The organism is Plasticicumulans lactativorans (assembly GCF_004341245.1).
In the GTDB taxonomy this organism is placed as follows: domain Bacteria; phylum Pseudomonadota; class Gammaproteobacteria; order Competibacterales; family Competibacteraceae; genus Plasticicumulans_A; species Plasticicumulans_A lactativorans.
In genome coordinates, this window is the sequence record NZ_SLWY01000011.1 from 62,979 (window position 1) to 85,379 (window position 22,401).

The 22,401-nt window shown below is 68.2% G+C and carries 20 protein-coding genes and 3 pseudogenes; 15 read left to right on the forward strand and 8 right to left on the reverse strand.

What is annotated here, in order from left to right; genetic code table 11:
• The first annotated feature begins 110 nt into the window (after positions 1-110).
• Together EV699_RS10900 and EV699_RS10905 are read left to right on the forward strand one after the other, a co-directional pair.
• On the forward strand, positions 111-653 hold the full coding sequence (locus EV699_RS10900) for an HD domain-containing protein (RefSeq protein WP_132542577.1): 543 nt from the start codon (positions 111-113) through the stop codon (positions 651-653).
• Positions 654-679: 26 nt separating this feature from the next.
• Positions 680-1,348: a glutathione S-transferase family protein gene (locus EV699_RS10905; RefSeq protein WP_132542579.1), complete on the forward strand. Its 669-nt coding sequence runs from the start codon at positions 680-682 to the stop codon at positions 1,346-1,348.
• Positions 1,349-1,824: 476 nt separating this feature from the next.
• Here the strand turns inward: EV699_RS10905 and EV699_RS10910 are convergent, their stop codons facing one another.
• Positions 1,825-2,481, reverse strand: a complete 657-nt coding sequence (locus EV699_RS10910) for a GntR family transcriptional regulator (RefSeq protein WP_132542581.1) — start codon at positions 2,479-2,481, stop codon at positions 1,825-1,827.
• 346 nt (positions 2,482-2,827) lie between these two features.
• Here EV699_RS10910 and EV699_RS10915 point away from each other — a divergent pair, with 346 nt between their 5' ends.
• The 10 genes and pseudogenes from EV699_RS10915 (at position 2,828) to EV699_RS10960 (ending at position 14,148) form a co-directional block, all read left to right on the forward strand.
• Positions 2,828-4,069 carry an NRAMP family divalent metal transporter gene (locus EV699_RS10915; protein ID WP_132542583.1) on the forward strand — a complete coding sequence of 414 codons (1,242 nt, stop codon included), beginning with the start codon at positions 2,828-2,830 and terminating at the stop codon, positions 4,067-4,069.
• Between the two features lie 34 nt (positions 4,070-4,103).
• Positions 4,104-4,877, forward strand: coding sequence for a LamB/YcsF family protein (locus EV699_RS10920; RefSeq protein ID WP_132542585.1), 774 nt, complete (start codon positions 4,104-4,106; stop codon positions 4,875-4,877).
• Positions 4,874-5,668 carry a putative hydro-lyase gene (locus EV699_RS10925; protein WP_132542587.1) on the forward strand — a complete coding sequence of 265 codons (795 nt, stop codon included), beginning with the start codon at positions 4,874-4,876 and terminating at the stop codon, positions 5,666-5,668. The genes EV699_RS10920 and EV699_RS10925 overlap by 4 nt, the downstream gene beginning before the upstream one ends.
• Positions 5,669-5,671: 3 nt before the next feature.
• Positions 5,672-7,237 (forward strand): 5-oxoprolinase subunit B/C family protein, encoded by a 1,566-nt coding sequence (locus EV699_RS10930; RefSeq protein ID WP_132542589.1) that lies wholly within the window; start codon positions 5,672-5,674, stop codon positions 7,235-7,237.
• Positions 7,238-7,244: 7 nt separating this feature from the next.
• A complete protein-coding gene (locus EV699_RS10935; RefSeq protein ID WP_132542591.1) occupies positions 7,245-9,017 on the forward strand; it encodes an acetyl/propionyl/methylcrotonyl-CoA carboxylase subunit alpha in 1,773 nt (590 codons plus the stop codon).
• Between the two features lie 260 nt (positions 9,018-9,277).
• Positions 9,278-9,967 (forward strand): glutathione S-transferase family protein, encoded by a 690-nt coding sequence (locus EV699_RS10940; protein WP_132542593.1) that lies wholly within the window; start codon positions 9,278-9,280, stop codon positions 9,965-9,967.
• Between the two features lie 24 nt (positions 9,968-9,991).
• A complete protein-coding gene (locus EV699_RS10945) occupies positions 9,992-11,347 on the forward strand; it encodes a GGDEF domain-containing protein (RefSeq protein WP_132542595.1) in 1,356 nt (451 codons plus the stop codon).
• Positions 11,348-11,529: 182 nt separating this feature from the next.
• Positions 11,530-13,170: a fatty acid--CoA ligase gene (locus EV699_RS10950; RefSeq protein ID WP_243662634.1), complete on the forward strand. Its 1,641-nt coding sequence runs from the start codon at positions 11,530-11,532 to the stop codon at positions 13,168-13,170.
• Positions 13,171-13,236: 66 nt separating this feature from the next.
• Positions 13,237-13,649, forward strand: a pseudogene (locus tag EV699_RS10955) (PaaI family thioesterase).
• 46 nt (positions 13,650-13,695) lie between these two features.
• Positions 13,696-14,148, forward strand: coding sequence for a MaoC family dehydratase (locus EV699_RS10960; protein WP_207923009.1), 453 nt, complete (start codon positions 13,696-13,698; stop codon positions 14,146-14,148).
• Between the two features lie 41 nt (positions 14,149-14,189).
• Here the strand turns inward: EV699_RS10960 and EV699_RS19945 are convergent, their stop codons facing one another.
• The 7 genes and pseudogenes from EV699_RS19945 to EV699_RS10990 form a co-directional block, all read right to left on the reverse strand.
• Entirely contained in the window at positions 14,190-14,396 is a 207-nt protein-coding gene (locus EV699_RS19945) for a hypothetical protein (protein WP_165904099.1), read from the reverse strand.
• A gap of 28 nt (positions 14,397-14,424) precedes the next feature.
• A complete protein-coding gene (locus EV699_RS10965; RefSeq protein ID WP_132542597.1) occupies positions 14,425-14,709 on the reverse strand; it encodes a DUF2442 domain-containing protein in 285 nt (94 codons plus the stop codon).
• A pseudogene (locus EV699_RS10970) lies at positions 14,706-14,977 on the reverse strand (DUF4160 domain-containing protein). Before EV699_RS10970 ends, EV699_RS10965 begins: the two are co-directional and overlap by 4 nt.
• A gap of 159 nt (positions 14,978-15,136) precedes the next feature.
• On the reverse strand, positions 15,137-15,811 hold the full coding sequence (locus tag EV699_RS10975; protein WP_132542599.1) for a hypothetical protein: 675 nt from the start codon (positions 15,809-15,811) through the stop codon (positions 15,137-15,139).
• Between the two features lie 75 nt (positions 15,812-15,886).
• Positions 15,887-16,288 (reverse strand): annotated as a pseudogene (locus EV699_RS10980) (transposase); the annotation flags it as partial.
• Between the two features lie 167 nt (positions 16,289-16,455).
• Positions 16,456-17,340, reverse strand: a complete 885-nt coding sequence (locus EV699_RS10985; protein WP_132542603.1) for a hypothetical protein — start codon at positions 17,338-17,340, stop codon at positions 16,456-16,458.
• A 755-nt stretch (positions 17,341-18,095) separates the two neighbouring features.
• The gene (locus EV699_RS10990) at positions 18,096-19,010 is read right to left on the reverse strand and encodes a LysR family transcriptional regulator (RefSeq protein WP_341540221.1); all 915 of its coding nucleotides are present in this window, start codon (positions 19,008-19,010) and stop codon (positions 18,096-18,098) included.
• A gap of 172 nt (positions 19,011-19,182) precedes the next feature.
• Here EV699_RS10990 and EV699_RS10995 point away from each other — a divergent pair, with 172 nt between their 5' ends.
• The 3 genes from EV699_RS10995 to EV699_RS11005 all read left to right on the forward strand — a co-directional run bounded on the left by EV699_RS10995 (position 19,183) and on the right by EV699_RS11005 (position 22,288).
• Positions 19,183-20,376, forward strand: a complete 1,194-nt coding sequence (locus EV699_RS10995) for a 3-hydroxybenzoate 6-monooxygenase (protein WP_132542605.1) — start codon at positions 19,183-19,185, stop codon at positions 20,374-20,376.
• Between the two features lie 119 nt (positions 20,377-20,495).
• A complete protein-coding gene (gtdA, locus tag EV699_RS11000) occupies positions 20,496-21,548 on the forward strand; it encodes a gentisate 1,2-dioxygenase (protein ID WP_132542607.1) in 1,053 nt (350 codons plus the stop codon).
• 35 nt (positions 21,549-21,583) lie between these two features.
• Positions 21,584-22,288: a fumarylacetoacetate hydrolase family protein gene (locus tag EV699_RS11005; protein WP_132542609.1), complete on the forward strand. Its 705-nt coding sequence runs from the start codon at positions 21,584-21,586 to the stop codon at positions 22,286-22,288.
• Positions 22,289-22,401 lie beyond the last annotated feature (113 nt).

The window sequence follows — 22,401 nt, forward strand, 5'->3', positions numbered from 1 at the left end:
GCGCCGAAGTCAACCGCCGCGGCGCGCCGCCCGCCGGTGGGTGGCCGGCGCCCCGGCTACACTCAGGCGAGCGCGGCCGCCCACCGGTCGCATCCCCCGGACCGCCGCCGATGACCGATGCCCGCCTGCTGCTCGACGCCGCCCACTTCGCCGCCGTGCGCCACCGCACCCAGCGGCGCAAGGGCGCCGATGCCTCGCCCTACATCAACCACCCGCTGGAGGTCGCCGCCCTCCTCGCCGAATGCGGCGTGGACGATGCCGCCGTGCTCGCCGCGGCGCTGCTGCACGACACCGTCGAGGACACCGAGACCACCCCGGACGAGCTCGCCGCACGCTTCGGCGCGCGCATCGCCGGACTGGTCGCCGAGGTCACCGACGACAAGCGGCTGCCCAAGGCCGAACGCAAGCGCCTGCAGATCGTCCACGCCCCGCAGCTGTCGGCGGGGGCGCGGCTGGTCAAGCTCGCCGACAAGATCTGCAACGTCCGTGACGTCACCCATCACCCGCCCGACTGGCCGCACGCGCGCCGCCGCGAGTACCTGGCCTGGGCCGCCGCGGTGGTCGACGGCTGCCGCGGCAGCCACGCCGAACTCGAAGCCCGCTTCGACGCCGCCCTCGCCGAGGGCCTGGCGCTGCTCGACGCCGGTGACTGATCCCACCCCCGACGCGGAGGTTCACGATGGAACTGGTGCTGCACGGCGCCCCGCTCTCCCCCTACGTACGCAAGGTGCGCGTCACGCTCGCACTGAAGCACGTCGCCTGCACGCTCGACCCGATCGACCCCTGGCGCCAGGCCGTGCGCCTGCGCGAGCTCAACCCGATCGGGCGCATCCCGGTGCTGGAGGTCGACGGCCGGCCGCTGTGCGAATCGAGCGTGATCTGCCACTACCTCGACGAGGTGTACCCCGAGCCGCCGCTGCTGCCGGCCGAGCCGTGGGCGCGCGCCCGCGCGCGCTGGTTCGAGCGCTACGCCGACACCGAGCTCGGCCCCCTGCTGACCTTCGCGGTGTTCGGCCAGCGCGTGATCCGCCCGCTGCTCGGCCAGCCCGTCGACGAGGCGCAGGTCCGCGCGGCGATCGACGAGCGGCTGCCGCCGCTGCTCGACTGGCTCGAAGCCGAGCTCGGCGACCGTGACTGGCTGGTCGGCGCCGGCCCGACGCTCGCCGACCTCGCCTTCGCCACCCACACCGTCAACTACGGCTACGGCGGCGAGGCGCTCGACCCGACCCGCCACCCGCGCCTGTGCGCGCTCGCCGCACGCACCCTCGCCACCCTGCCCTTCGCCGCGCTGCTCGCCGAGGAGGCCGCGGTGATGGACAAGGTCCGCGCCCGCCTCGCCCGCCCCTGAGCCCGCCGGCGCGGCGAATGCCTTGCGGCGCCCCGGCTCCCCGGTGCTTTACGGCTGATCAGGCGAGGGCGTCCGTTTTTCCAGTCGGGCATCCGCCCGGGCGCCGGCACGCAGCGCCATGTCATCGGCGGACCCAGCGTTCTCGACGCGCCCGCGCAGAGCCTGTCGAATCCTGGCCAGAAAGCCTTTTGAGGAAAAGAGCGTCCACCGCACCTTTTCGAATCCGACAGGCCCTGCGCCGATTCCACTTCTGGAGAATATTTAAGGCGAATGCCGGATGCAGAAAGCGTCACCGCGTCATGGCCGCCATCGTTCACCGTAAATGCCGATCAGATGCGCAGCCGTCATATCAGGCGGTCATGGAATGCAAGCGGCGTTTCGCGTGCCACGCCGATCATTCGTCAAAACGGTTTCCGGGAGAATGCAGAACGCTTATCGCAGCATCGCGCACAGGGTGAGCGGCCACGCGGCGGGGTTCAATCCAGGCGGGCGAAACTCGCCATGATCATGCGTTCGGATTTCGCCAGGTAATCCTCCAGCAGATCGGCCGCGCATTTCTGGTCGCCGTCCTCGATGCGCTGCACGATCGCCCGGTTGAGGCTGATGTAGGGTTCGTGCAGCACGGCGGGGTGTTTCAGGAGGCCGAAGGCCAGGCGCAGTTCGACCGAGAGCCGCGCGAAGAAGGCGATCAGGCGCGGGCTGTCGGTCAAGGCGACGATGGCGCGGTGGAATTCGATGTTGGCGCTGCCGACGGCCCGCCAGTCGAGCACGGAGGCCATGCGCTCGGCATGGTCGACGGCGAGGCGCATCCGCGCCACGGCTTCATGGCGCGGCCAGGCCTGGGCCAGCGCGGGCACCTCGATCAGCCGCCGTGCGCGGTAGATGTCGAGGATCGAGGCCATCGAGGGCACGGCCACGAAGACGCCCCGGTTCGGCTCGTAGCGCAGGACGCCGTCGCGCGTCAGCAGGCGGAACGCCTCGCGCAGCGTATTGCGCGAGATCTCCATCTCGGTCGCGAACTTCGTCTCGAACAGGCGCTGGCCGGGCCGCAGCGCACCGCTCGCCACCTGCTCGCACAGCCGGGTGGCGATCTCTTCGGCAAGGCCCGTGGTCTGTTCTCGTGCATCCGCCATGGCGAGGCATCTTTAATTCGTCGCGACCTGGCGATCATGTCCGAGACACCGGGTGCAGACAAGACGGGGCCCGTCGCCTGCATCGCGCGACGGCACCGGCAGCGCCCGCGGCATGGACGGGTACGGCGCCGGATTGCCTGATCCGATCGCCTTTCGCCCGTTCGCGTAGAATGCGCCAGAATAAGCAAGGCGCGGTCGGAATCGCTTAATCGGCGGGCGCCCCGCATTTCGTTCAACGAAACCGGGAGGATTGTTCAACAATAATCCTGTTGACGGATGGTGGCGTCGAATTCATAGTTGAATCATTCCAACGACGCATGGCAGACATGCAGCAGGAGCATGACCGATGGCCGAATCCGTCTCATCCCTTTCTGCCACTGCCACCCATGCTGCCGCCCGCAGCGGGTTCATGGCGGCGATCTTTCTGATGGCGACTTCGGCCATCGGGCCGGGCTTCATCACCCAGACCGCGACCTTCACCGCGAAACTCGGCGCGGCTTTCGCATTCGCGATCCTCGCCTCGATCGTCATCGACTTCGTGGTGCAGCTCAACATCTGGCGCATCACCGCGCTGACCGGGCGTAATGCCTCGGACACGGCGAACGCGGCGATTCCCGGCTCGGGCTATCTGCTGGCGGTGCTGGTGCTGATCGGCGGGCTGGCTTTCAATATCGGCAACATCGCCGGGGCCGGGCTGGGCGTGAATGCGATGCTGGGGCTGGACCCGAAGCTCGGCGGCGTGATCTCGGCACTGCTGGCCATCGGCATCTTCCTGTCGAAACGGGCCGGGCTGCTCCTGGACCGGTCGCTGATCGGGCTTGGCCTCCTGATGATCGGCATGACGCTGGTCGTGGCGCTGGTCTCGCAGCCGCCGGTCGGTGAGGCACTGCGCCAGACCATCCTGCCCGAGATCGTGGATTTCGCCACCATCACCACCATCGTCGGCGGCACCGTGGGCGGCTACATCACCTATTCCGGCGCACACCGGCTGCTGGACAAGGGCCTCACCGGCGAGCACAACCTGGCCGCCGTCACCCGCGCCTCGCTGAGCGGGATCGCGGTCACCGGCCTCATGCGCGCCGTGCTGTTCCTGGCGATCCTCGGCGTCGTCGCCTCGGGCGTGACGCTGGAGCTGTCCAGCCAGGCCGCCAACCCCGCGGCGCAGGCCTTTGCCGCCGTGCTGGGCGACTGGGGCATGCGGATCTTCGGCGTGGTGCTGTGGGCGGCGGCGATCACCTCGGTCATCGGGGCGGCCTACACCTCGGTCAGCTTCCTGACGGTGTTCAGCCCGATGGATGACCGCGCCCGCAACATCGCCACGGTGGCCTTCATCGCCCTCTCGCTGGCGGTCTACATCTCGCTCGGGACGGCACCTGCGGCGATCCTCGTCTTCGTCGGCGGCTTCAACGGGCTGATCCTGCCCATCGGCCTGACCATCTTCACCTATGTCGGATTCGCGCGGTCGGACCTGATGGGCGGCCATGTCTACAACCGCCCGCTGCTGATCGCCGCCGCCGTGGTCTGCGCGCTGACCTGGTACATGGGCTTCAAGTCGATCGGCCCGATCTTCGCCTTCCTCGGCAAGTGACCCAGCGGCCCGTTCCCATCTCAGGAGGCATGCGATGAGCCATCGGATCGATCTCAACAGTGACCTGGGCGAGGGGTACGGCGCCTGGAAGATGGGCGATGACGCGACGATGCTCGGCATCGTCAGCTCGGCCAACGTCGCCTGCGGCTTCCATGCGGGCGACCCGCTGACCATCCTGACCACGGTGCGCGAGGCCGCGGCACGGGGCGTGGCGATCGGCGCGCACGTGTCCTACCCCGACCGCGTGGGCTTCGGCCGCCGCCCGATGGACGTGACCTCGGCCGAACTCACCGCCGACGTGATCTACCAGATCGGCGCGCTGCAGGGGGTCTGCGCCGCCGCCGGCACCCGCGTGCGCTACGTCAAGCCGCATGGCGCGCTCTACAACACCATCGCCACCGACGCCCGCCAGGCCGACGCCGTGATCGCGGCGATCCGCGAGATCGATCCCGCGCTGATCCTGATGGGCCTGTCCGGGACGCCGGTCCTGGACCGCGCCCGCGACGCGGGGCTCGCCACCGTGGCCGAGGCCTTCGCCGATCGCGGCTATACGCCCGACGGGCAGCTCGTCTCGCGCCGCCTGCCGGGCGCGGTGCTGCATGACGCCGAGGCGGTCGCCGCCCGGATGCTGCGCCTCGCCACCGAGGGCACGCTCGCGGCCGCCGACGGCTCCACCCTGCGGCTCGCGGCCGACAGCATCTGCATCCACGGCGACAGCCCCGATGCCGTCGGCATGGCCCGGCGCGTGCGCGAGGTCCTCGTGGCCAACGGCGTCACCATCGCCTCCTTCGCCGGGGTGGCGGGATGAGCGCGCGGCTTCCCGATCCCGCGAGCGCCCGCGCGGCACGGCTGTCCTACCGCGACGGGCTTGCCGTGCCCACCGCCGGGGTCGCACCGGGTTTCACCCAGTGCAACCTGATCGCGCTGCCGAAGGACTGGGCCTGGGACTTCCTGCTCTATGCGCAGCGCAACCCGAAGCCCTGCCCGGTCCTCGACGTCACCGATCCCGGCAGCCACCGCACCGCGCTGGCGCCAGAGGCCGACCTGCGACGGGACCTGCCGCGGTACCGCGTCTGGCGCGACGGCGTCCTCGCCGAGGAAGTGAGCGACGCGCGCGCGGCCTGGGCCGAGCACCCGGATCTCGTGACCTTCCTGATCGGCTGCTCCTTCACCTTCGAAACGCCGCTGCAGCAGGCGGGGATCGAGGTGCGCCACATCGCGCAGGGGTGCAACGTGCCGATGTACCTGACCGCGCGCGACTGCCGCCCGGCGGGGCGGCTGCACGGCCGGCTGGTGGTCTCGATGCGGCCGATCCCGGCCGCCCGGGTGGCCGAGGCGGTGATGATCTCGGGCCGCACGCCCGCCGTCCACGGCGCCCCCGTCCACATCGGCGCGCCCGAGGCGCTCGGCATCGCCGACCTCTCGCGCCCGGACTTCGGTGACCCGGTCGACCTCCGCGACGGCGAGGTCCCGGTGTTCTGGGCCTGCGGGGTGACGCCGCAGGCGGCGGTGATGGCGTCGAAGCCGCCCTTCGCGATCACCCATGCGCCGGGCTACATGTTCATCACCGATGTGCCCGACACGCACTGGCAGGTGTAGGCGATGCGCTTCCTTCCGATTGGACCCCGCACGCTGCTCGTCGAACTGGCAGACCTGGACGAGACGCTCGTCCTGTTCGACGCACTGGGTGCCGATCCCGTCGCGGGCGTGGCCGAGATCATCCCCGCCGCGCGCACGCTGATGATCCGCACCCTTCCCGGCGTCGCCGCCGATGCCGCGCTCGCCGCGCGCATCGCGGAACGCCGGCCCGCGCCGGGCACCCGCCCCGCCGCGCGCGCGGTCGAGACGGTCGAGATCCCGGTGAGCTATGACGGCGAGGATCTGGCCGACGTCGCGAAGCACCTGGGCCTGAGCGTGGCCGAGGTGATCGCCGCGCACCAGGCGACGACCTGGCAGGTGGCCTTCTGCGGCTTCGCGCCCGGCTTCGCCTACATGACCGGCGACGACGCGCGCTTCGACCTGCCGCGCCGGCCCTCGCCGCGGACCCGCATCCCGGCGGGCTCGGTCGCGCTGGCGGGGCGCTTCTGCGGCATCTACCCGCAGGAAACCCCCGGCGGCTGGCAGCTGATCGGCACCACCCGCGTGCCGATGTGGGACCTCGGCCGCACGCCGCCCGCGCTGCTGCGCCCGGGCGTGCGTGCGCGCTTCGTCGCCGGCACGGCCGGGATCCACCCCGTGGCCGCGCTCCCGGCGCCCGCCGCGGCCGAACCCGGACTGACCGTGGTCTCGACCGCCTTCCCGATCGTGTTCCAGGACGAGGGCCGGCCGGGACAGGGTGGCCAGGGGGTCTCGGTGTCGGGGGCGCTCGACATCGGGGCGCTGCGGCGGGCGAACCGCGCGCTCGGCAACCCCTCGGGCACGCCGGCCCTCGAGATCACGCTCGGCCCGGTGCGGATGCGCGCGGACCGGCCGCTCACGCTCGCGCTGACCGGCGCGGCTACGGCCACGGTGGTGCGCGACGGGCAGGCGACGCCGGTCACGCCGGGCGCGGCCTTCGCGATGGATGCGGGGGACGAGTTGCTCCTGCCCCCGCCCGAGGCGGGCATGCGCAGCTACCTCGCGCTGCGCGGCGGCTTTGCCGTGGCCCCGGTGCTGGACTCGGCGGCGACCGACACGCTGGCGCACGTCGGGCCGCCCGCCGTCACGAACGGCGCCGTGCTGGCACCGGCGCAGCGTCCGGCGGGGGCCGTCGCCGCCGAACCCGCGCCCGGCCCCGCGCTGCCGAAACCGGGCGACCTGGTCGAGCTGCCGGTGACGCTCGGCCCCCGCACCGACTGGTTCACGCCCGACATGGTCACCCGGTTCCTGACGCAGGAATGGCTGGTCACGCCGCAGAGCTCGCGCGTCGGCATCCGCCTGCAGGGCGCGGAGCCGCTGTCCCGCCCCGAGGCCACCGAACTGCCTTCCGAAGGGACCGAGACCGGCGCGATCCAGGTTCCGCATTCCGGCCAACCGGTGCTGTTCCTCGCCGACCACCCGCTGACCGGCGGCTACCCGGTGATCGCGACGCTCGACCCCGCCGCGCTCGATCTCGCCGGGCAGACCCCGCCCGGCGCGCGCATCCGCTTCGTCGCCCGCACCCCCTTCGCCCCCATCGAACCGAAGTGAGGCACACATGACGCTGTTTGCCGAAGGCCCCGAACTTCGCCCGCTCGCGCGGCTGCTGATCGCCAACCGGGGCGAGATCGCCGTGCGCATCATCCGCGCCTGCCGCGACGAGGGCATCGGGACGGTGGCCGTCTACGCCGATTCCGACCGCGACGCGCTGTTCGTGCGGATGGCGGACGCGGCCTATCCCCTGGGCGGCGAGCGCCCGGCCGACACCTACCTGGATGCCGCGAAGATCATCGCCATCGCCGGCCGCGCCGGGGCCGACGCGATCCACCCGGGCTACGGCTTCCTCTCCGAGCGTGCCGATTTCGCCCGCGCCGTGCAGGCGGCCGGGCTGATCTGGGTCGGCCCCGACCCGCAGGTGATCGAGGCGCTCGGCGACAAGATCGAGGCCCGCCGCATCGCCGAGGCCGTCGGGGCGCCGCTGGTCGCGGGCACCCCCGGGCCGGTCGCGGATGCCGCCAGCGCCCTGGCCTTCGCGCGCGAATACGGGCTGCCGCTGGTGATCAAGGCCGCCTACGGCGGCGGCGGGCGCGGCATGAAGGTGGCCTGGCGCCTCGAAGAGGTCGAGGAACTCTTCGACAGCGCCACGCGCGAGGCGCTGACTGCCTTCGGCCGCGGCGAATGCTTCATCGAGCAGTTCCTCGACCGCCCCCGCCACATCGAGGCGCAGGTGCTGGCCGACCGGCACGGCACGGTCAAGGTCCTGGGCACCCGCGACTGCTCGCTGCAGCGGCGCAACCAGAAGCTGGTCGAGGAGGCCCCCGCGCCCTTCCTGAGCGACGCGCAGCGCGAGCGCATCCACGCCTCCGCGCGCGCGATCTGCGCCCATGCCGGCTACAGCGGCGCGGGGACGGTGGAGTTCCTGCTGTCGGCGAACGGCACGATCTCGTTCCTCGAGGTCAACACCCGGCTGCAGGTCGAACATCCGGTGACCGAGGAAACCACCGGCATCGACCTCGTGCGCGCGATGATCCGCGTGGCGCGGGGGGCGCGGCTCGCCGATGACACGGTGCCCGCCCCGCGCGGCCATTCCATCGAGTTCCGCATCAACGCCGAGGACCCGGCGCGCGGCTTCCTGCCCACCCCCGGCCCGATCGAGGCCTGGGAGCCCCCCACCGGCCCCGGCATCCGCATGGACAGCGGCGTGCTCGCGGGCTCGGTCGTGCCCGGCAGCTTCGACTCGATGATGGCGAAGCTGATCGTCACCGGCGCCACCCGCGAGGAGGCCCTGCAGCGCGCCGAACGTGCGCTGCAGGAATTCCGCATCGACGGCGTCGCCTCGGTGCTGCCCTTCGACCGCGCCGTGCTGGCCGAGCCGGATTTCCGCGCCGCGGACGGTCATTTCCGCGTCCACACCCGCTGGATCGAGACCGACTTCGCCGAGCGCCTGGCCGCGGCCGTCGCCCCGCATGCCCGCGTGCTGCCCGCCGCCGCGCCCGCGCTGCTGCGCATCGCCGTCGAGATCGACGGCCGGCGGCATGAACTGGGCCTGCCCGCGGGCCTGCTGGCGGCGCTGCCCGCCGCGGGCACGGGCGCCAGCGCCGCCGAACCGCAGGCCGACGACGCCACCAGCGTCGCCGCGCTGGTTTCGGGCACGCTGACGCTGTGGCATGCCGAGGATGGCGCCGAGGTCGAGAGCGGCCAGGTTATCGCCGTGATCGAGGCGATGAAGATGGAGACCCGGATCGAGGCCCATCGCCCCGGCCGCCTGCGCCACGGCGCCGCGACGGGGACGGCCGTCGCTTTCGGCAAGGCCATCGGCCGCATCGAGTAACCCCCGCACGCGCACCGCAGCCCGTCGACGGGTGCGGTGCGCGGACGTGGGGCAGGCGGGGGATGGCGGCGGCATCCGCGGCGCGGAGGCCGGCCGGGCGGGACTTTTCTGCAGCGCCGGACGGAAAAAGCGGGGTGAGGGCTCTACGGTACAGGGGTACCGAACGGCGGCGACGCCGCGCCCGTCCCGCCGCACGTGATCACGGGCGGCACGGCGGCACGTCACGCGCGTGTTCCACCCGCATCCCGGAGCTCATCACGATGGCAGATACCGAAACCACCCCGATCCTGGTCATCGGCAACAAGAACTACTCGTCGTGGTCGCTGCGCCCGTGGCTGCTGCTGACGCAGCTCGGCATCCCCTTCACCGAGGTGCGCCTGCCGCTCGACACCCCCGAGTTCGCGGAGAAGATCGGCCAGTGGAGCCCGACCGGGCGGGTGCCGGTGCTCAGGCACGGGCGGCTGACGGTGTGGGACTCGTTCGCCATCTGCGAGTACGCGAACGACGTGCTCGCGCCCGGCCGCGGCTGGCCGGCCGACCCGCCGACGCGGGCGCACGCGCGCTCGGTGTGCGCCGAGATGCATTCGGGGTTCATGGCGCTGCGCAACGAACTGCCGATGAACTGCCGCGCGCGCGGCCGTCGCGTGCAGCGCTCGGCGGCCTGCGAGGCCGACCTGCAGCGCATTTATTCGAGCTGGCGCGTGTGCCGCCAGCACTACGGCGACGGCGGGCCCTGGCTGTTCGGCGCGTTCTCGATCGCCGATGCGATGTACGCGCCGGTGGCGCTGCGCCTGCTGACCTACGACGTGTCGCGCGACGCCGTGGTGCAGGCCTACATCGACGCCCTGCTCGCGCTGCCGGCGCTGCAGGCCTGGCTTGCGGCTGCGCAGGCCGAAACCGAGGTGGTCGAAGCCGACGAGGCTGGCGAAACCGACCCGGCCCGGTCATGAGCCCCGCCTGATCCGGGGGGACGGATGCTGAGCGTCCTCACGGAAACGCCGCAGCCGCGCGACCGCCTGCTCGCCGCGGCGCTGGCGCTGGCGCTGCTGGCGGCGACCGCGGCGACGCTGCCGATCGCCTCGCGGCCGTGGCCGGTGGTCGCCGCCTTCCTGCCGATGTACGCGAGCGCGGTGATCATGGCCGACGGCATCACCGCGTACCTGCTGACCATGCAGTTCCTGGCCACGCGCATGCCGACGCTCGGCCTGCTGGCGATGGCCTACGCCTACACCACGCCGCTGGTCGCCGTGCACCTGCTGGCCTTCCCGGGCGTGTTCGGCGCCACCGGCCTGCTCGGCGCCGGCACGCAGACCGCGGTGTGGGTGTGGGTGTTCTGGCACGTCGGCTATGCGCTGCTGGTCACCGCATCGGTGGCCGCGGCGACGCGCCCGGCGCCGGCGGTCATTGCCGCGATGCCCGCCGGCGCGCTGCTGTCGGCGCTGCTCGGGCTGCCGCTCGCGCTCGCGACCCTCCTCACCACGATCGCGCTCGACACCAGCGCCCCGCTGCCGACGCTGATCGACGCCGGCGACTACACGCCGATCCGCGACAGCCCCCTGGGACGCAGCGTGATCGGCTTCGGCATCGCCGCGCTGGCGCTGCTGACGTGGCGCACGCGGCTGCGCTCGGTGCTGCACCTGTGGCTCGCCATCGCGCTGCTCGCGCACGTCTGCTCGGTGCTGATCAACCTGGCCAGCGGCGTGCGCTTCGGCGCCGGCTGGTACCTGGGGCGCTGCATGAGCCTGGTGACCGCCACGGTGATCCTCGGCGTGATGCTGCGCGAGGTGCACCGCCTGTACGCGCGCCTCGCCACCGTCAACGGCGAACTGGCCGAACTCGCCACCCGCGACGGCCTCACCGGCCTGCACAACCGGCGCCACTTCGACCTGCGCCTCGATGAGGAGCTGCGCCGCGCGCAGCGCGACGGCACGCCGCTGTCGCTGCTGCTGATCGACGTCGACCACTTCAAGCCCTACAACGACGCCTTCGGCCACCCGGCCGGCGACGCCTGCCTGCAGCGCGTGGCGGCGCTGGTCGCCGCCCACGCGCAGCGCCCCGGCGACCTCGCCGCCCGCTACGGCGGCGAGGAGTTCGCGCTGATCCTGCCCGACGCCGATGCGGCGGCGGCGCGCACGGTGGCCGAGCGGCTGCGCCGCGCGGTGGTCGCCGCGGCGCAGCCGGCGCCGCGGGGCGTGGTGACGGTGAGCATCGGCTGCAGCAGCCTGCGCCCGCTCGAAACCGAAGGCGCCGCGCCGCTGCTCGCACGCGCCGACGCCGCGCTGTACCGCGCCAAGCAGGACGGCCGCAACCGCGCGCTCGCCGCCGCGTAGCGCGGCGCCTGGCAGGCGGCGGTGACGTGCACCATGCTGTGGGGCGCTGCCGCGGGCCGCCGCGCCCTCGTCACCCTCGATCGTCCACCGCCGATGACCACGCAGCAGCGACCTGCATCCGCGCCGGCGGCTCGTCCGCACTGCAAGGCAGACGCACCCCCGATCCGAGGAGGAACATCGCCGTGAACGTCCCCGCCATCCCGCGCGCCGCCGGCGCCAACCCCGGCGCCCTGCTGATCCGCCAGCTGCTCGAGGTGCCGCTGGCGCAGTTCCCCGAGCGGGAGATCGTCTACGCCGGGCACACGCGCCTCGACTACCGCCGCTTCGGCGAGCGTGTGGCGCGGCTCGGCTCGGCGCTGACGCGGCTCGGCGTGCGCGCCGGGCAGACCGTGGCGGTGCTCGACTGGGACTCGCACCGCTACCTCGAATGCTTCTTCGCGGTGCCGATGCTGGGCGCGGTGCTGCACACGGTGAACATCCGCCTCGCCCCGGAGCAGATCCTCTACACGATCAACCACGCCGAGGACGACGTGATCCTCGTGCACGCCGACTTCGTGCCGCTCGTGGAGGGCATCCGCGCGCGCATCGAGCGCCCGGTGCAACTGGTGCTGCTCGCCGATGCCGCCGGGGCCGCGGCGCCGGCCGGCGGCGCCGGCGAGTACGAGGCCCTGCTCGCCGCCGCCGACCCGGCCTTCGCCTTCCCCGATGACCTCCCCGAGGACGCGCGCGCGACCACCTTCTACACCACCGGCACCACCGGCCAGCCGAAGGGCGTGTACTTCAGCCACCGCCAGCTGGTGCTGCACACGCTGGCCGAGCGCGCCGCGGTGCTCGGCACCGGCCAGGGCCACGTCGGCCAGAACGACGTCTACATGCCGATCACGCCGATGTTCCACGTGCACGCCTGGGGCTTCCCCTACACCGCGACCACGCTCGGTATGAAGCAGGTCTACCCCGGCCGCTACCTGCCCGAGGTGCTGCTCCGGCTGATCGCCACCGAGGGCGTGACCTTCTCGCACTGCGTGCCGACCATCCTGCACCTGCTGCTCACCCACCCGCTCGCCGCGGGCACCGACCTGTCGGGCTGGAAGGTCGTGATCGGCGGCGGGGCGCTGCCGCAGGCGCTGGCGCGCGCGGCGCTGGCGCGCGGCATCGACGTCTTCGGCGGCTACGGCATGAGCGAGACCTGCCCGCTGCTGACGCTCGCGCAGCTCGAAGCGCCGATGCTCGAACGCCCGTTCGAACAGCAGCTCGCGCTGCGCTGCAAGGCCGGGCGCGCGATCCCGCTGGTGGAGCTGCGCGTGGTCGACCCCGAGCTGCGCGACGTGGCGCACGACGGCGCGAGCCAGGGCGAGGTGGTGGTGCGCGCGCCGTGGCTGACCCAGGGCTACTGGCGCGACGCGGCCGCGGGTGCCGCGCTGTGGGCCGGCGGCTGGCTGCACACCGGCGACATCGGCACGCTCGACGCCGAGGGCTACCTGAAGATCACCGACCGCGTGAAGGACGTGATCAAGACCGGCGGCGAGTGGATCTCGTCGCTCGCGCTCGAAGACCTGCTGCTGCGCCACCCGGCGGTGGCCGAGGCGGCGGTGATCGCGCTGCCCGACGAGCGCTGGGGCGAGCGCCCGTTCGCGCTGGTGGTGCCGAAGGCCGGCCAGGAGCTCGACCCGGCCGCGCTGCACGCGCTGCTCGCCGACTGCGCGGCGCAGGGCCTGATCTCGAAGTACGGCGTGCCCGAGCGCATCGAGGTGGTCGAGGCTCTGCCGAAGACCAGCGTCGGCAAGCTCGACAAGAAGGCGATGCGCGCGCACTGGACGCCGTGACGGCGCACGCCCCGTTCCCGAGGTGCCGGCCACCGGCACCGCCCCGCCCGAGGAGACACCGTGACGATCGACACCCCTCTGCGCTGTACCCTCGCCGAGCTGCAGGTCCGCGGCAACGGCCGCCTGCCCGGCCTGATCGGCGTGCAGGTGACCGCGCTCGAACCCGGCCGCATCGCCGGCTGCCTGGCGCTGCGCCCCGAGCTGCTCGCGCCGACGGCTACCTGCACGCGGCGAGCGTGATCGCGCTCGCCGACACCCTGTGCGGCTACGCCACCGTCGCGCACCTGCCCGAAGGCGCGAGCAACTTCACCACGGTCGAGCTGAAGTCGAACTTCCTCGGCACCGCGCGCGACGGCATCGTCGACTGCGAGGGCGTGGCGGTGCACCTCGGCCGCAACACCCAGGTGTGGGACGCCACCGTCCGCGCCGGCGACAGGCGCATCGCGATGTTCCGCTGCACGCAGATGGTGCTGCGCTGAGCCGGCGCGGCGATCCCCCGCATCACGCCACCGACGAGGACATGCGATGAGCCTGCTGTACCTGGAAGACCTCACCCCCGGGCGCACCTTCGAAACCGATGCCCTCGAGGTCACCGAGGCGATGATCCACGCCTTCGCCCGCGACTTCGATCCGCAGCCCTTCCACCTCGACCACGCCGCGGCCGACGCCTCGCTGTTCAAGGGGCTGGCGGCGAGCGGCTGGCACACCCTGGCGCTGACGATGGGCCTGGTGGTGCGCTCGCCGATGACCATCGCCAACGGCCACGTCGGCATGGGCGTCGAGGGCGTGCGCTGGCCGCGCCCGGTGCGCGCCGGCGACACGCTGCGGGTGACGATCGAGGTGCTCGACGTCACCCCGTCGCGCTCGCAGCCCGGCTGGGGCGTGATGCGCGCGCGCTGGACCACCCGCAACCAGCACGGCGAAACCGTCGCCGTGGCAACGCCGAGCTACTGGGTGCAGGCCCGCGGCGACACCTGAACACCGCCGGCCGGCGGTTCATCTGATGGCACGCCGGCCGGTCAGTGGCGGCGAATCGGCCGGCTGGATCGCCGCCGGGTCTCCGGATACATGCCGGGCTCTGGATGAGCCCTGATCTGCTTGCCGTGCTGCAAATCAATAACCTTGCCATGAACCTCGGAAATTGACTTCAGCTTGAGAAAGCCCTGAGCGATATCCGAGGCAACCGTCAGACTCGATACAGCGTCTTGAATGAGTGTGAGGCCCATTGGTGCCCTAGAGTTCTGACGAACAAACTCAGCCGCGCCGCTTTTGGGCGTCGACTGGAGCGACTTGTTGGGCGTTTTCAGTTGACGCTATTTCCCATCGTGCCTGAATGGTGTCGGCGGACAGGTCTGCTCCACAGTCCCACTCGATGAAGTATTTACCGTTATGAATTAGCTCAAACTCATTTTTGTCTTTCAGCGGAGCAAAGGCGTCCGATTCGAGATATGGCTTTAGGTCAAATAAACCTGTTTTTCCGTCTTCTGCTATGACAAACAGCACGTAATTATCTTTGGGAATAACTTCTGCGATATTCATTGATCAAGTCCTCTAATGGGGAATGGCTTTTTGCCGTTGACCGCCAATTGCCAATCTGCAAACAGATCATCCTGATGTATTTCAACCCACGCAACGACTAGCTTGTGCTTCTTCGGTGGAAGTTCACCTGCCAAGACGGTACCGTCGAGAATAGAATCACGGCCACCTGGCCTTGATATTCGGCGTGAATGTGAGGCAGTTTGTGCTTGTCGGTGTCATAGAAAAACATTCGAATAAGAATATCATAGAACATCGAAATTGTGGGCATGACGATGCTCTCTTTTGTTACGCCCAACGCTCTGCATAAGCCGCGCCGCCAATGCCTTTGCCGCGCAGCGCCACCGCGCTTCCCGGCGTCGGCCTTAATGCGGTTGTTCGGCATTCTAAATATAATTTCACGCAGTCTTTTCCTCTTGCTCAGACATTTCTACTGCCCGCAACCCATTTGGTAATATTGTTTAGCTAATTCATTTATTCTTTGGGCATAAAACTCCCCCTCTCGGCTACTTGCTTGAGCAGAACCAGATGCTTTGCCAGTTGCAATGGCACAATTTACTTGCGATTTGCCACGACACACAGAATCCATTTCACTTTGCGCTAACTCTGATTGGCGAACGAGGTCTGCTGTCCTTTGTTTCATATTGCTAATACGACCAGCTAACTGAGCGCACTGCTGCGATTTTGTGCCTAAGAGTGGAAGACCTTCGAGTGGGTCTCTAAGGTCAAACGGTTGAGGTGAGGCGCCATTGACTTCAGAACTATCTTCTAACTGTGACGGATTAAGTTTCGGAAGACCTTCAAGTGGATTATTAAGATCAAATGGAATAGTCGGTGATGAACGTTGTTGCTGTGGCTCGCCTTGTAGTTGCTGCGCGAGAAAACACGAATATTTAATACCTCTATTGCATTCCTTTACCAGCATTTGAAAATCTACTTGGCCATTCCCTGTAAGAAGTGGCAAACCGATGGCAGATCTTTGTTGATTAAGTTCGCCATAAGTAACAGCAAAGGCATGATTGAAGCACCCCAACAAAGCCAATGCCACCACAACTGAAGTCCATTTGCGAGGATTAACTTCGATTCTGAAACAAATGATTTTCATGATGTCCTCTCTCAATCTTGCCGAACCATACAGCGATATTTAGATCAGTCAAACACAATAGTGACAATGTTTAAATCATCCGAGAATGTCGCTTTCAGTGATGCACTGAACCGCATGAGCGATGGCTTTCTGTAATGCCTCATAGCTCCGTACGGCTGCTTGGCGCAGCAGTCCTTTGATCTTTGACCACGCCAACTCAATCGGTGAGAGATCAGGAGAATAGGGTGGCAAGAATTTTACTTTGGCGCCCGATTTCTCAATCGCAGCCGCAATGTCTTTTACTTTGTGAACCCGAAGATTATCCATCAGGACCACATCCCCTTGCCGCAGGACCGGTACGAGGCAGGCGTCCACATAGGCTTTGAAGGCTACGCCATCAAGGGCACCTGGCAGCCTCATCATCGAGGTCATGCCGTACCGTCCTAGTGAGCCCACCACCGTAATATTCATGCCTGGATTGACCGGCGCGCTCCCTTCGACGCGCCGTCCGCGTCAAGACGGCGCTGCGATGAATCGATGCCCCACCCCACAGGACATACAACGGCCCCGCGAGATGGCGCAGGCGATGGCGTAGAAACCCCACCCCCTCGGTGCCGTCATACGCATGCGCCTGCAACCGCCTTGCCATCAGCGGGGGTCTTCCTTCAGCAAAGCCCATAGCCCGTAGGATGGACTTCGCGATGGGTAGTACGCTCTACCCATCCTAAGCGGGCCATTGCGATGAGCAATGCGACTCCTGGTAAAAATAGACCGAGTGTGTTCGGTTCAGGAATTGAGCTCGGTCCGGAAATTAAGCGAATGTTCGGTCGGGTTGGATCAATAACCCCGATACTCGCCTTCGTGAGATCATATATTAAATCATCCGGGAAACCACCGGCAGAGGGAAAAGCTGTAACATTGAACAGTCCATCCGTAACTCCGGTGACCCACGCATAAGCAGTTGCAGGAGCACTGCTTGCGGAGTTAAGAATATCGGCACGATTGGGAGGGTTTTGAATATCTGTCTCAATATTGCCCTCATTGGACGCAAGGGCAAATAGTTCGGTATTATCTGATATGAACTCTAATGAACCTCCGCGAAGCGCGATGACGGTCAGGCCTTGCCGTCCACTGGACGGTGGAGCACTGGCATAGGCGAATCTGTTGGCGAAATCGATCGGCATACGGACACCGTTAGCATTAAGCGTCATCCCAAACTGACCTCCATTAGTCGGGTCCACGTCAAAAGTTCTGGTAAAGCTCACATCTATAACACCCCACTGACCTCTGGGGGGCAACGCAATACCGGAAAGCATGCCAGATGACGTCCACTGAACGCCATCATAATCAGCTGAACCACTGGCCACACTAACGCTATTGTAAGTCACGTTGAACTCGAAATCTCCAAAACCTAATGTTGGCGTAAGCACGGTACCGTATAAATGAAAATCAAAATCGATTGGCGTACCTCTTGCGCTTTCTGAAGTGAGGATAGCAAACGATACTATTGCCAGAATGAATGCATATTTTTTTTGTCTTGTTTTCTTCATTTCATTTCTCCTTAGACAGAGCCAATATACCAACCTTCTCATAAGTACTGTCACATGAGACAATACGCCCATCTATAGATCCCCTATATTTTGCAAGCGTTTTGTGCTGTTGGTTGTCGGGAACAAACCTGCAGGAATCTATCCAGCCTACCAAGGTGCCCGTCGGCACTGGCCCTGATGACATTCACTCCGTGAAAGCCTCATTAGTAGAACAACCTGCAGGGACCGAAGTCGTTATCAGGCTGGTTCCACGTCAGTTTGCACCGTCATCCCATCAACACATCACGCTCGCACTCTTCAGGTGAGGTATGTGCCTATCGAAAACGCAAACAATGCGCTTCATTTCTCAGAGCATTTTATCTATGCGTCACTCAAATGATGTCAAAAATTATCATCTAATTTTTGTAATTATCTACACCAAACCGGTTTTCCCGGAATTGATGTAGATCAATTATTTTTAGGTAATTTTCACATGCTTAAGTGTCAGGGCATAGGCACAGGGATGTCGGGGCCCAACTATAAGTAGGCGACTTATCGTCCGCCTAAACACGCCCGCGGTTGCGGGAAACTCACCGAAAAGTAGTGGTCGGTCAGTTGCTTGGCAAGGCTGCGCCCGGGAGTTTTTCGTGCGTTAGGCGGACGGATCGCCGCAATAAAAAATAGTGCGGCGATCCGTCCGCCTAACGCATTTTTCGATGCGCCATAAAATACATCCCACTCGCCTCCCCCGCTCTTGCGTAACGCCCCACCACCCCTCACTGCCGCAGCAGCGCCCCGGTGTGATCGGCGAACAGTTCCGATACCGTCGCGCGCAGCCAGCGGTTGCCTTCGTCGTGGTGGTAGCGCTCGTGCCAGTGCTGCTTGACCGCGAACGCGGGAAGTTCGATCGGCGGGGCGAGCGCCTTGACTCCCTCGCTCTGTTCCAGCAACTGCGCGAAGCGGCCGGGCACGATCACGATCAGGTCGGTGCTCGCCACCAGCCGGCCGATGCCGAGGAAGCTCGGCACGCGCAGCACGATGCGGCGGTGGATCTGGCGGTCTTCCAGCACCTTGTCGACGATCCAGTGGCCGGTGCCCGACAGCGACACGACGATGTGCGCCTCGGCGACGAAGCGCTCCAGCGTCAGGGTGTCGCCGATGCGCGGGTGGTCGCGCCGCACCACGCACAGCAGTTGCTGGCGGAACAACTGCTGCTGGTAGAAGCCCGCTTCCAGTTGCGGGATGAAGCCGATCGCGAGGTCGGCCGCGCCCGCCTCCAGCTCCGCGGCGATGCCGGCGCCGATGTGCATCACCTCGACGCGCAGCGCCGGCGCCACCCGCTTCAGGTGGTTCATCAGTTGCGGCAGCAGGATCACCTGGCTGATGTCGGTCATCGCGATGCGGAAGGTGCGCTCCGAGCGCGCCGCGTCGAACACCACGCGGTGGCGCACCGCGGTGTGCAGCAGCGTGAGCGCCTGGCGGATCGGGCCGATCAGCTCGGCGGCGTGCGGGGTCGGCTCCATGCCCCGCGAGGTGCGCACGAACAGCGGGTCGTTGAAGTACTTGCGCAGCTTCGCCAGGCCGAGGCTGACCGAGGGCTGGCTGAGTTCGAGGTTCTCGGCGGCCTGCGTGACGCTGCCGGTCTTGTAGATCTCGTCGAAGATCGTCAGCCAGCGCAGTTCGATGTCCACGCCCTCCCCCCTTTATCAGAAATCCTGATCGCGCCCATAGGCCGCAGGTGATTAACGAAATAGTGCTTCGCCTTCAGGATGTCGTCAACGGAGCGGCCCACCGAAGCAGCTCCCGAGGCAGGCGGCGGCACCCACGTTCGCCGCTGCACCAGACCCCAGGAGGAGAACACACATGTCGAATTCGAATCTGCCCATCCTGATCGCCGGCGGCGGCATCGGCGGCATCGCCGCCGCGCTCGCGCTGACGCGCCAGGGTTTCAACGTCAAGGTGCTCGAACAGGCGCCGCAGCTCGGCGAGATCGGCGCCGGCATCCAGCTCGGCCCGAACGCCTTCGCCGCCTTCGATGCGCTCGGCGTCGGCCCGCTGGCGCGCAGCCGCGCGGTCTACACCGACGAGATGGTGATGCACGACGCGCTCGACGAATTCCTCGTCGGCCGCATCCCCACCGGCGAGGCGTTCCGCGAGCGCTTCGGCAACCCCTACGCGGTGATCCACCGCGCCGACGTGCACCGCTCGCTGCTCGAAGGCGCGCAGGCCTCGGACCGCATCGAGGTGCTGACCGCCACCACCGTGCAGCGCGTGGAGCAGGACGACGACGGCGTCACCGTGCACGACACCGACGGCCGCCGCCACCGCGGCATCGCGCTGATCGGCGCCGACGGCGTGAAGTCGGCGGTGCGCCGCCAGTACGTCGGCGACGACGCCCGCGTGTCGGGCCACGTGGTGTACCGCGCGGTGGTCGAACGCAAGGACTTCCCGGCCGAGCTGCAGTGGAACGCCGCGAGCATCTGGGTCGGCCCGAACTGCCACCTGGTGCACTACCCGCTGCGCGGCGGCGAGCAGTACAACGTGGTGGTCACCTTCCACAGCCGCGAAAAGGAAGAGTGGAGCGTGCGCGAAGGCAGCCGCGAGGAGGTGCAGAGCTACTTCGAGGGTATCTGCCCGAAGGCGCGCCAGTTGATCGACCTGCCGAAGGACTGGAAGCGCTGGGCCACCGCCGACCGCGAGCCGATCGGCAACTGGACCTTCGGCCGCGTCACGCTGCTCGGCGACGCCGCCCACCCCACGCTGCAGTACCTGGCGCAGGGCGCGTGCATGGCGCTCGAGGACGCGGTGACGCTCGGCGAGGCGCTGCGCGTCAGCGGCAACGACGTCGCCAAGGCGTTTGCGCTGTACCAGCGTTCGCGCATCGCCCGCACCGCCCGCGTGGTGCTGTCGGCTCGCGAGATGGGCCGCATCTTCCACGCCAAGGGCGTCGAGCGCCTGGTGCGCAACGACCTCTGGCAGCGCCGCTCGGCCGAGCGCTTCTACGACGCGATGGAGTGGCTGTACGGCTGGAAGGTCGAGAACTGCCTCGCCGCCTGAGGCGGCGGCGCGACACCGAATCCCGCGGGCCGCGTGCCCGCCCCCCAACCCCCTGCAAGGCTGCCGACGGGATCCGTGCGATCGCCGTACGCCCCCGGCTTGCCTGGAGAACTGCCGACATGTCCAACCAGGCCCCGCTCCACGCCGCCCGCGCCGATTACTACCGGCGCATCGACGGCCTCAACCTCTCGCCGCTGTGGGAGAACCTGCACACGCTGGTGCCGACGACGCCGGACTCGCCCTGCGCCCCCGCGCTGTGGCGCTTCGACGAGATCCGCCCCTACCTGATGCAGGGCGGCGAGCTGATCACCGCCCGCGAAGCCGTGCGCCGCGTGCTGGTGCTCGAAAACCCGGCGCTGCGCGGCAGCTCGCGGGTGACCAAGGCGCTCTACGCCGGCCTGCAGCTGATCCTGCCCGGCGAGGTCGCGCCCAGCCACCGCCACACGCAGTCGGCGCTGCGCTTCGTCGTCGAGGGCCGCGGCGCCTACACCGCGGTCGACGGCGAGCGCCACACGATGGAGCCCGGCGACTTCATCATCACGCCGTCGTGGACCTTCCACGACCACGGCAACCCCGGCAGCGAACCGGTGATCTGGCTCGACGGGCTCGACATCCCGATCGTCGACCTCTGCGACGCGCGCTTCGCCGAGAACCACCCGCTGGAGGTGCAGCCGGTGACCAAGGCCGAGGGCCAGTCGCTCGCGCGCTTCGGCAACAACATGGCCCCGGTGGGCTACGCGCCGGCGACGCCGACCTCGCCGATCTTCGCCTACCCGTACCGGCAGTCGCGGGCCGCGCTGCACGCGCTCGCCCGTGCCGACGCCCCGGACCCGGCCCACGGCCACAAGCTGCAGTACATCAACCCGGTCACCGGCGGCTCGGCGATGCCGACCATCGGCACCTTCCTGCAGTGGCTGCCGGCCGACTTCAACGGTGCGCGCCACCGCTCGACCGACGCGACCGTGTTCAGCGTGGTCGAGGGCCGCGGCGAGGTGGTGCTCGACACCCCCGCCGGTCGCGAGGTGATCGAGTTCGGGCCGCGCGACCACTTCGTGATCCCGTCGTGGACCCCGCACGCGCTGCGCGCCGCCACCGACACCGTGCTGTTCAGCTTCTCCGACCGCCCCGTGCAGCGCCTGCTCGGCCTGCTGCGCGAAGAAACCCTTGCCTGATCACATCACCTGACGCCACCCGAGGAGATACCGCCATGAACTTCGCCTTCGCCCCCACCCCCACCGTCGGCCTGCCCATCGCCGGTCGCGACGAGCAGTTCCCGGTGCGCCGCGTCTACTGCGTCGGCCGCAACTACGCCGCCCACGCCCGCGAGATGGGCTTCGATCCGGACCGCGAGCCGCCGTTCTTCTTCTGCAAGCCGAACGACGACGCCTCGATCGTCCCGGTCGCCGACGGCACCACGGCGACCATCCCCTACCCGGCCGAGACGCAGAACTACCACTACGAGATCGAGCTGGTGGTCGCGATCGGCCGCGGCGGCAGCAACATCCCGGTCGAGCAGGCGACGCAGCACATCTTCGGCTACGCGGTCGGGCTCGACATGACCCGCCGCGACCAGCAGATGAAGATGCGCGAGATGGGCCGCCCGTGGGAGGTCGGCAAGGCCTTCGACCTCTCCGCGCCGATCGCCCCGCTGCACCCGCTCGACGCCACCGGTGAGATCGAGCACGGCGCGATCACGCTCAGCGTCGACGGCGAGACCCGCCAGGCGAGCGACCTCGCCAAGCTGATCTGGTCGGTGCCCGAGATCATCGCGAACCTGTCGACCCTGTTCGAGCTGCGCCCCGGCGACCTGATCTTCACCGGCACCCCCGAGGGCGTCGGCGCGGTCGAGCGCGGCCAGACCATGGTCGGCCGCATCGACGGCCTCGGCGAGCTACGCGTGAAGGTCGCCTGACGCCCGCCATCACCCCCGCCTGACCGAGCCCCGCCGCGCCCGCGGCGGCCATCGGGGGTTCCCCGCCGGAACCCCCGACGGGTGCGGCCTGCCCGCATCCGGCCCGGCCGCAC